The 9,490-nt window shown below is 62.0% G+C and carries 11 protein-coding genes; 3 read left to right on the forward strand and 8 right to left on the reverse strand.

All coding sequences use genetic code 11. The annotated features are described in order from the left end of the window. Window positions 1-527, forward strand: a 527-nt coding sequence (locus WBP53_RS00765) for a hypothetical protein (protein ID WP_423924944.1), incomplete at its 5' end; no start/stop codon positions are given. 45 nt (window positions 528-572) lie between these two features. Here WBP53_RS00765 and fabG read toward each other — a convergent pair. The 7 genes from fabG to WBP53_RS00800 all read right to left on the reverse strand — a co-directional run bounded on the left by fabG (window position 573) and on the right by WBP53_RS00800 (window position 6,944). Further along, a complete protein-coding gene (gene fabG / locus WBP53_RS00770; RefSeq protein WP_423924946.1) occupies window positions 573-1,304 on the reverse strand; it encodes a 3-oxoacyl-ACP reductase FabG in 732 nt (243 codons plus the stop codon). Between the two features lie 336 nt (window positions 1,305-1,640). Further along, complete coding sequence (locus tag WBP53_RS00775) at window positions 1,641-2,072, reverse strand: phosphotransferase (protein ID WP_423924948.1); 432 nt, start codon at window positions 2,070-2,072, stop codon at window positions 1,641-1,643. Beyond that, a complete protein-coding gene (locus WBP53_RS00780; RefSeq protein WP_423924950.1) occupies window positions 2,062-4,395 on the reverse strand; it encodes an MMPL family transporter in 2,334 nt (777 codons plus the stop codon). The genes WBP53_RS00775 and WBP53_RS00780 overlap by 11 nt, the downstream gene beginning before the upstream one ends. Next, window positions 4,392-5,021, reverse strand: coding sequence for a LolA-related protein (locus tag WBP53_RS00785; protein ID WP_423924952.1), 630 nt, complete (start codon window positions 5,019-5,021; stop codon window positions 4,392-4,394). Before WBP53_RS00785 ends, WBP53_RS00780 begins: the two co-directional genes overlap by 4 nt. Continuing rightward, window positions 4,969-5,925 (reverse strand): acyltransferase, encoded by a 957-nt coding sequence (locus WBP53_RS00790; RefSeq protein WP_423924954.1) that lies wholly within the window; start codon window positions 5,923-5,925, stop codon window positions 4,969-4,971. The genes WBP53_RS00785 and WBP53_RS00790 overlap by 53 nt, the downstream gene beginning before the upstream one ends. Then, the gene (locus WBP53_RS00795) at window positions 5,922-6,224 is read right to left on the reverse strand and encodes a hydroxymyristoyl-ACP dehydratase (RefSeq protein ID WP_423924956.1); all 303 of its coding nucleotides are present in this window, start codon (window positions 6,222-6,224) and stop codon (window positions 5,922-5,924) included. The genes WBP53_RS00790 and WBP53_RS00795 overlap by 4 nt, the downstream gene beginning before the upstream one ends. A 3-nt stretch (window positions 6,225-6,227) precedes the next feature. After that, entirely contained in the window at window positions 6,228-6,944 is a 717-nt protein-coding gene (locus WBP53_RS00800) for a xanthomonadin biosynthesis protein (RefSeq protein ID WP_423924958.1), read from the reverse strand. A 144-nt stretch (window positions 6,945-7,088) separates the two neighbouring features. Here WBP53_RS00800 and WBP53_RS00805 point away from each other — a divergent pair, with 144 nt between their 5' ends. Further along, window positions 7,089-8,408 carry an NAD(P)/FAD-dependent oxidoreductase gene (locus tag WBP53_RS00805; protein ID WP_423924960.1) on the forward strand — a complete coding sequence of 440 codons (1,320 nt, stop codon included), beginning with the start codon at window positions 7,089-7,091 and terminating at the stop codon, window positions 8,406-8,408. Between the two features lie 29 nt (window positions 8,409-8,437). Further along, on the forward strand, window positions 8,438-9,148 hold the full coding sequence (locus tag WBP53_RS00810; protein ID WP_423924962.1) for a 4'-phosphopantetheinyl transferase family protein: 711 nt from the start codon (window positions 8,438-8,440) through the stop codon (window positions 9,146-9,148). 68 nt (window positions 9,149-9,216) lie between these two features. On the opposite strand, the gene WBP53_RS00815 is transcribed toward WBP53_RS00810, so the two are convergent. Beyond that, the gene (locus WBP53_RS00815; RefSeq protein WP_423924964.1) at window positions 9,217-9,483 is read right to left on the reverse strand and encodes a phosphopantetheine-binding protein; all 267 of its coding nucleotides are present in this window, start codon (window positions 9,481-9,483) and stop codon (window positions 9,217-9,219) included. Between the last annotated feature and the right edge of the window lie 7 nt (window positions 9,484-9,490).

A 9,490-nucleotide genomic window follows, 5' to 3' on the forward strand; every position in this document is an offset into this window, starting at 1 on the left:
ATTCCGTACGCGCCGGCGCGCCGGTTGATCCCGTCATCCGTGTCAGCACGAATACCGTGGTCGACTATCCGGGTGGCACCCCCCCTGCCAACATCGTCGGTTCGTTTGATGCGCAGGATTCGACATTCAACCGGCCAGTTTCCTGTGCGGGCTTGTCGGGCGTTGGCACGGCTGTTTCGTATGACACGATTACCTTGACCAACAGCGGTGCGAGTGCGGCCACGCTCAATATCCGGCTTGCCCAGCAGGGCAATCCCTCGGCTGCCTGCGGTACGGTGATTGACCCTGTCCTCGTCGAGTACGCTGGCAGCTTCAACCCGGCTGCACCGCTGACGAACTGCCTGTTGTTCAACGACGACACAAATGGCTCCACCGACCGTTGTCCATCATTCACCGGCATCAGCATTCCCAGTGGAGCGACTCGCGTCTATGTGCTGTCGACGTTCGACAACAATGCGGCGTTCGATTACGAAGTCACGTTCGCCGGTACGACGCCGGTGACTCTGCAGACGTTCGACATCGAATAGTTCTGGCCTTCCCGCCACGCCGCCGACGTGCTCGTGCGGCGGGATTCAGCCCATGCCGCCGTTGACGCCGATGACCTGGCCGTTGACGTAGGCGGCTGGCTGACTGCAAAGAAAGCACACCAAGGCAGCCACTTCTTCGGGAGTTCCGGGGCGTCCTGCGGGTACCATGGCCTTGATCTGGGCGCGGTCATACAGTTCGCCGAGCATGCTGCCTTCAATCATTCCGGGCGCGACAACGTTGACCGTGATGCCACGCGATGCCATCTCCCGGGCCAGTGACTTCGAAGCACCATGCAAGCCTGCCTTGGCGGCGGCATAGTTGGTCTGTCCGCGATTGCCAAGTACGCCGGCAACCGAGGACACGCTGACGATGCGACCGTAGCGTCCACGCGCCATCGGCAGCAGCAGCGGCTGGGTCACGTTGAAGAATCCGTTCAAGGACACATCGATCACGCGCCGCCACTGTTCCTCGCTCATGCCGGCCATCGGCGCATCATCGTGGATGCCGGCATTGTTGATGACAATCGGGATCGGTCCGTCGGCGAGCAGGGTTTCGACCTCAGCTTTGCAGGCCGTCGCATCGGTGACGTCGAATGAAATTGCAGAGGCCTGCCCGCCTGCTTCGCGAATCTCCGTGGCTATTGTTTCGGCGCGATCGAGATTGCTGTTGGCGTGCACGATGACGAAGTGGCCATCGCGAGCGAGACCACGCGCGATCGCGCTGCCGATATCGCCGCTGCCACCAGTGACCAGTGCGCGAAGTGGGGTCGTGTTCATGCCTGGGCTCCGTGCATTGATGCTGCAGAGGTTCATGTGAATGGAGCAGGATAGCAAGACGTCGCGATCGTGCCTGCGCCGTGGCAACGTTGGGGTTCGCTGCGCTCACCTCCAACCTACGGGTTTGTGGCGCGATTGGGTGTCTCGTTGGTTGCGCTGAGCGGAGCGATGCCCAACAGCCAGATGGTCTCTGGTTCGTATCTGCGATCTGACCCAACAGCGTTGGGGTTCGCTGCCCTCACCACCAACCTGCGGGTTTGTGGCGCGGCCTTGCTTTTCTTGGGGGGGGCGGCTGAGGCCGCCTCCTACGGCCGTCTCTTGAATATTCCCTATTCCCTATTCCTGCACCAACATCACCGCAGCGCGGCCCGATGCGATCTCGGCGCCGGCATGTTCGATGCGGAAAGCGTACTGCCAGCTCGCCTCGCTGCCCAGCAGGCGTTCGCCGAACACGTCGAGCGGCCCGGCCAATTCATCGATTCGAGCCAGAGCCAGGTTCACTGCACGCAGTGATACGAGGAAACCGGGTGCCGCGCCGGTTCCGGCATCCCGCGCGAGCAAGGCGCCATGCACGGCCATCGATTGTGCACCGTATTCGCACAGATGCACGGCACGCAACGTTCCATCGCTGCGCAGAGGATTCTCGGCGCGCCGATGCGAGTCGGTGCGGGCGTGGATGGATTCGGCTGTCCACGCAACAACGGTATCCAGCAGGCACATTGTGCCCTGATGTGGGATCAGATGGCCCCAGTCGGATTTATCCAGCACCAGCGGATTTTCCCTTGCGCGCCATCAGGATCGAAAGGCAGAAGTGGAAGCCGACACCGAGACTGACCGTGAGGCCAATGGCGCGCAGCACCGGCAACGAAGACCAAGCCAGCAGGGCGAACACGAGCAAGGCGGAAATGACGCAGACCAGGGTCGCGTGCAAGGTGCGCCTGGCTTCAGCGGCATCAGGTGTAGTGCGCTCGAAGAACAATGCGTAGTGCAGACCGAGTCCGGCGGCGAGGGTCAGGGCGACAAGGTGGAACAGGGACAATGAAAATCCGCTGATCCGTAATACCGCCAGCACGAGAATCGTGGCCAGCGTCATGGGCGCGAGCACATGCCAGGCACGGCGAACATCACGGAACGCGATGAACACCGTGATGACCAGCAGCACGATGGCAATCACGAATGCCTGCAGAATGCGCTCACGATAGGAAATCACCAGGGATTCGGAAGCGCCCTTGAGGTCGAGCAGTCGAACCGCCCCACCGGTTTCCAATGCGAGCGCTTCGAACGCTTGCGGATCCTGCATGCCGATGATCGTGCCGAGGCCCAGCCAGTGCCCCTCGCGCTGGATCAACATCGCTTCCATGCGTGCGCCGATCGGCGAGCTGGAAAACACGGCGGGCGTCAATGGATCAAGTCCGCGGGCCGTCTCGACATCGGCGAGGAAAGGAGCGAACAGTCCAGCACGAAATGGCAGGTCTGCGCTGGCCGTATCGAGCATGGCATCCAGTTCGGCAGGCTGCGGAAGCCTCTGCTGGCGTGCACGCTGGGTGGCCAGGCTGGGCAGGTAGCGGCTCGGCAGTTCTGCGGCAGCCAATGCACCCTGTTGAACCAGAGCATCAATGCGAGGCGCGACCTGCTCGGACAGTTCGAGCACGCCTTCGGCATCTTCGGCTTCGACGATCAGCAGGTAGCGGACATCCGGCGCACCGAGTGCTGCACGCAATCGCCCTTCGCGCTGCATCAGATCCTGTGGCACCGGCGTCAATGCTGCGAGGTCGTTCTGCCAGAACGGCGTTGGAGCGGCCCACAACATGATCGCCGCGACCACGCATAGCAACGCGGGCAACCAGCGCGGGCGCGGCAGTGCCTCAAGCCAGTTCCAGATTGCGCCGAGCCCGGGTGTGTCGGCTGCATCGCGGAACCTCAAGGGCAGCACACGCGGCAGCAGGTAGCGTGTACTGAACCCGGCCACGAGCAATCCGCTGATCGTGAATACGGCAAGCTGCATGAGTCCAGTCACGCCGGATGCGAAGAATGCAAGATAGGCAATACAGGCCGAGGCAATCGCTGTCAGGAGCAACGGCCACAGGCGACGCACGCTTTCGAGTGCGGATTCCCCGGCGCGGCGATGACTGAGCAGGCGAATCGGGTACTCCTGCGCGACCCCGAGCAGGGTAAAGCCGAAGGCAAGGGTAATGCCGTGCATCTCGGTGAATACCAGGGCGATCGCGCCGACGCCTGCAAGAGCGCCCGAGGCAATTGGCAATGCGGCCAGTCCCAGAACGGCGACGCTGCGATAGGCGAAAAGCAGCAGGAGAATGAAACCCACTGTGCTGATTCGGCCCAGCCATTCCGATTCGCCACGCGTGCTCGCGTTGACCAGCACGGTGAAATAGCCCGGACCACTGATGACAAGCTGCGCGGCCTCATCGTCGTCCTTTATGGAATCGAAGACTGACTGGATCGCGTCGATGGCCACGCCCTGGGCTTCGGGATCAAAACCGGGTGCGCGGGTCTGGGCAAGCAACAAGGCTTCGTTCTCGGGTGAAAACCAGACGCCGTCGCGAACCAATGGCTGCCTGGGAGGCGACCAGCTTTCGGCCAGCTTCATGATTTCCAGGGTCGGATCGCGCGCCAGGATCGGCTTGAGCAGGGTTGCGGCCGGCGATCCAAGATCCTCGACACGCTGGTTCAGTTCGTCAGCGAGCAGGTTCGCATCGAGCGCCTCGTCATCAAAGCTGGACGTCAGCAGATAGCGGTACGGCAGCAGTGCCTCATCGAGCATGCCGGCATCGAATTCGCCGTTGATGACCTGGGTGAATTTCGAATCCTCGCGCAATTCGGCACTGAAGGCGCGGCTCAATTCGGCAAGTCGTGATTCCTCCGCGCCGCTGATCGCGAGCAGCAACAATCGAGAACCGGGGCCTTCGCCGATTTGCTCCATCAACAGCTTCTGGTCTGCACTCTGCGCCGGAGGCATGAAGCTGCGCAGATCGGTGCTGATCTTGAGCGTGTGCGCGGTGTAGGCGGCAACGGCAACCAGCGTGACTATCCACGCCCCCAGCAGTGCGAAGCGCCGCAGCCTGTCAGTCACTGCGCGGCGACTCCACCGCGACAGGCGAGCTCGATATTCGCCAGGGTCAGTGGTTCGGGCAACGCCGCCGAAGCCAACTCTTCGACCATCATGACGCTGACATCGTCGTCGGCATCGAGGATGCTGAAGCAGTTGGCATTGTCACCGCTGCCATCGACCACGATGGCGTCTATGCGCTTGCGCAGACGCTTGTCGCTGGGTGCCAGACGCAACTGCCATTGTTCCGAATCACCGCTGCCGCTCAATTCGAAATCACGCTGCAGTGATTCTGCATCGCCGCCGAGCAGTGCGCTGAACCCACGCAAGAATCCTTCCAGCTCGGGAACGCGCTTCAACGAGATCTGGCGCGGCTTGCGGTCGCCGCGCTGCAGGGTCACCTGACCGTCTGCGATGGTGGTCGTTTCCTCGTAGGGCGTGTCGACGCGCTTGCCGAGTTGTCCCGGGCCGAGATACTCGAGTTCGCCACGCGCTATCACCGCGCGATCGTACATGCGCGAGAAGCGGACTTCAGTGTAGGCGGTGCGTGCAGGGAGTTCGCGCTGGAGACCCGCGACCAGGGCGAGCGGATCAATCTCAGCCGCGCTCGCCAGACAAGGCAGCATCAGCCACGGCAGGCTGCGTGTCACGAGGCGATTCCAGATTCCAGAAGTCATAGAAGTTGAACCAGTTGTAAGGGTGGGCGCGGACGTGATGTTCAAGCCGCTCAGCATAGCGTTGCACGAATGCACGCAGTTCCGGCTCCCTGCCGCGTCGTGGCAGGTCGAGCTGTTCAGCCAGCTGCTCGAAGACCAGATCGTAGCAGCGTCCGCCGCGATACATGCCCAGGCACAGGACGACCGGCACCTTGAGCATGCTTGCGATCAGGAACGGCGCTACAGGAAAGTGGGCCGGCGACCCCAGGAAATCAACCACGATGGTTTTCTCCCCAGGCCGCGCACGATCACCCAGCAGGGTCGCCAGTGCACCTTCCAGCATTGCATCATGCAGGGCAAATACGACTTCGTGCCCGGGCCTTGACGCGTCGATCACGTTGTTTGCTATCTGCGGGTTGAGCGCGTGCAGCAACTCGGTCATGGCCGGGGTCTGCTGGGTATTCAGCACAACGCGCATCTTCACGTCTGGGCGCTGCAGCGACATTACGCGCAAGACTTCGAAACTGCCGACGTGCGCGCCCAACAGGAGCATGCCGCGATCCGGCCGCATGTTTGCGTGCAGTTCGTCCAGGCCAGACACTCGAACATCGAACTTGCGCAGATCGTCGGTAAGCAGATAGAGGCGATCAAGAATGGTCGCGGCAAAGCAATGGATATGGCGCATCACCATCCAGGCTGATGCAGGACGGCCGAAAATGCGCTCGAGATATTCGTAGGAAGCTCTCCTCTCGCCGCGTCGCCTGAGGAAGAAGTAGAGCGTGATCGGATACAGCAAGAAGCGCCCCACCCTGCGCCCCATGGTCAGGCCTATGGTTCGGATCAGCCACAGTGCGAAGCGCCCGCCGCCCTCGCGATGCTCACTCCAGTGTTCGCTCAAACTAGTTCTCCCTCGCCCGAGACCAGGATGTGATTCTCGCGCACGAAGCGGAAGCGCAGTCGTCCTTCGGTGACGCTGATGTGCATCTGCGCTTCCTGCTCTGGCAACAGGGGCGCGCGAAACTTGACCGAAGCGATGCGCTGGATCGGACCCATGCCCTCGCGATCAAGTCGAGCGGCGACCCTGTCCAGCAAGACCACACCAGGAACGACGGGCTGGCCCGGGAAATGGCCCGGCAGACACGGATGCGTGGCGGCAATGCTCACCGATTCGGTGAACTCGATGCCTTCCTGTTGCATGGCTCAATGCTCCTTGTCGTCGCTTGTTGCCGATTCACGCAGCAGGCCAGGCCAGTTGGTCACCAGGCGCTGCATGAAATCAAGCAGGGAGAGATGCGGGATGTGGCGCAGATACCAGCGGCGGAATCCGAACTCGATGGCCATGAACAAGGCGGGCAAAAGGAGACCTCCGACGTGCAGATAAGTGGTGCCCCAGGCATGCAGCTTCGTATCCGCGGCGACGCGGGGTAGCCACCATGCGAGCATGATGCTGAACACGGCAGCCTGGGTCAGGAACAGGCCCATCCAGGCTCCCGTCAGCATGCGCGCATAGCCTGCAACGCGTGGGAGCACCAGTCTTTCAGGGCCTTCTATCGCACTGATGGCGCGCGCAATCAGCGGCGTGCGCCCTGGGCGCAACGACACTCCGAACAGGGCCGCCAGGGCCAGGTTGATGGCCACCGGCACCAGATCCAGGGCAATGCGCCCGTGTCCATTCAAGGTCAGTGCCAGAAGGCCCGCACTCAGGATTGTCCAGCTCAGCCAGGCCCAGGGCTTGCGTGCGACCAGGCTGCGCGCGAGTACGGCAGTGATCAGGGCAAATACGCAAAACGCCACAAGCAGATCGTTTCCACTGGACCACGCAGTCAGGGCAACTGCGAGATACGCTGCGACAAGCGCGACCACGACAAGGCGACGCCATGCCGGGGTCGGCAACGCGTGAGCGGACTGGCAACGCATGTCTGCAGGGCGATTCAAGCGCGTAAAAAGAGGCGATCGCCAAGGGAATGGGGCGGAAATGTAACATGATGGACAGATCTGGTTGCAGTACCGAAAAGTTCGGTACCACGCTGGCCAGGGTCAGCGGCTACTTGGACACACCGAATGCAAGAACCACTTCAATGCGATGTGCTGGTGATTGGTGGCGGGCCGGCCGGGTCTTCCGCGTCGACGATGCTGGCGCGCAAGGGCTGGCAGGTGCTGCAACTGGAGAAGGAACAGCACCCACGCTTCCACATCGGCGAATCGCTGCTGCCGTGCAACCTGCCGATCCTCGAAACGCTCGGTGTTCTCGAGGAGATCAAGGCTATCGGCGTGCTCAAGCTCGGGGCAGACTTTCCTGCTGCCAAAGGGCGCTACCAGACTTTCCATTTCCGGCGCGCCCTGGGACATTCGCCGGATCACGCCTATCAGGTCAAGCGCGAAGAGTTCGATCAGATCCTGTTCGAGAATGCGCGCGCAAAGGGAGTCGACGCCCGCGAGCAGGTGTGCGTGGAGTCGGTCGAAGTGGAGGCACTTGGCTCGGTTCGGGCTGTCGCGCGTGACGCCGAAGGAAATGAACGGTCGATCAGGGCGCGCTATGTGGTCGATGCCAGCGGCCGCGATACCGTGCTCGGCAAGAAATTCCAGCTCAAGCGAAAGAATGCTGCACATCAGAGCGCAGCCATTTTCGCGCATTTCAAGGCGGTGGAACGGCGGCCAGACGAGGATGCCGGAAATATCAGCATCTACCATTTCGATCAGGGCTGGTGCTGGTTCATCCCGCTTCGCAACGGGATCATGAGCATAGGTTGCGTGTGCTGGCCGGAGTACCTCAAGCAGCGCAAGGGCAGCAGCGAGGCTTTCCTGATGCAGACTCTGGAGCGCATGCCGGAAGCATGGGAGCGCATGTCGGGGGCCCGCATTGACGGCGAGGTGCGTGTGACCGGCAACTACTCCTATGCGTGCTCGCGCATGTGCGGACCGGGCTGGATCATGGCCGGCGATGCCTGGGCATTTGTCGATCCGGTGTTTTCTTCCGGTGTGTATCTGGCCATGCAAAGCGGGATGGCTGCGGCGAGCCTGGTGGACGCCTGCCTGCAGGATGCCGCGGCGGAAAAACCCCTGCAGCGTGCCTACGTTCGGCGCATCCGACGCGGCGTTAGGTTCTTTTCCTGGTTCATCCTGCGCTTCAATTCACCGACCATGCGCTCCCTGTTTGCGAATCCCCGCAACTACTGGCGCGTAGAAGAAGGAATGGTTTCGATGCTGGCCGGAGACGTCTTCGACAGTGCGCCGGTCCTGCGGCGATTCCATGTTTTCAAGCTGATTTACGCGGTAAGCAGCCTGTTTTCGTGGTCGCGCGGGCGCAAGGAGCGTGCTGCGCGGCGGCATCAGGCGCGGGTCGAATTCAGCGGCGGGACCACTCCCGTGGATCAGGCCTGATTCACGTGGACCGCACGAAGCCAGATCAGGTGGCAGTCGATTCCCCCGGATTCACGGCGCTCGATTTCGCGCAGGCGCCGGAAAATCTTGAATTGTCGGCAGATGAAGTACACCTGTGGCTCTGGCGCGTTGATGAAGCCATTGCGCCACGCGACATTTCGAGTCGTGCGCGTGCGCACCTGCTGCGCCTGCTTGGCCGCTACGGCGGTGCCGTGCCGCCTCCTCTGCAGCGTGGCGAGCACGGCAAGCCCTACTTGCCGGAGGCTGGATTCCCGCATTTCAACCTGAGCCACGGCGGCCGTTGCATGCTGTTCGCTTTCTCGAAAGAGCAGGAACTTGGCGTCGATGTTGATGCCCTGGCACGCCGGCATGCGCCGCTGGAGCTTGCCCGGCGATTCTATGCCGTGGAAGAAACCCGGGCGCTGGAGCGACTCGACACTGAAATCCAGGGACCCGCTTTCATGCGCCTGTGGATCGGCAAGGAAGCGGTGCTCAAGGCACTCGGGCTGGGCCTGTCGTTCGGCCTGCATCGGTTGCGCTTTGATCTCGGACCCGATGGCCAGGCCGGCGCGTTGCAGGCCCTCGATGTTGCAGACGGTTCGACACGTGACTGGCAACTGCACCGCTTCGAGCCCGCACCCGGACACGCTGCAGCGCTGGCCTGGCGAGGTCCCGCCCTGCGTATTCGCGGATTCCATCTGGACGATGCCAACAACGTAGCAGTAACGCAGGAGCAGTAATCGGAACCCGCGCGCCGGATCGGCTCTGTTTCAGGAACCTTGCCGCGAATGCAGCCGCACGGATTTGTTCAGCCGCGCTCTTTCTCGATATGTGCAGAGAGTGCGCGCAGGCTGCCAAAGATCTGGCGGTTGTCGGGGTTGTCGGAACGCAGCTGGAATCCATAATGCTTGGAGACCGCAAGTGCCAGCTCGAGCGCATCGATTGAATCGAGGCCAAGCTCCCCTTCGCCGAAAAGCGGCGCATCAGGGTCGATGGCATCGGCATTCACGCCTTCGATATTGAGGCTGCTGATCAGGAGTTCGGCGAGCTCGAGCTCGGCTGGGGACTGCACGATGGTTGTT

Source organism: Dokdonella sp. (assembly GCF_049593775.1).
Taxonomy (GTDB): Bacteria; Pseudomonadota; Gammaproteobacteria; order Xanthomonadales; family Rhodanobacteraceae; genus Dokdonella.

Excerpts from the sequence above, each read along its gene's own strand:
- WBP53_RS00795 (WP_423924956.1), bottom strand. The coding sequence starts at position 6,224 with ATGCAACAGGAAGGCATCGAGTTCACCGAATCGGTGAGCATTGCCGCC.
- fabG (WP_423924946.1), bottom strand. The coding sequence starts at position 1,304 with ATGAACACGACCCCACTTCGCGCACTGGTCACTGGTGGCAGCGGCGAT.
- WBP53_RS00805 (WP_423924960.1), top strand. The coding sequence starts at position 7,089 with ATGCAAGAACCACTTCAATGCGATGTGCTGGTGATTGGTGGCGGGCCG.
- WBP53_RS00800 (WP_423924958.1), bottom strand. The coding sequence starts at position 6,944 with ATGCGTTGCCAGTCCGCTCACGCGTTGCCGACCCCGGCATGGCGTCGC.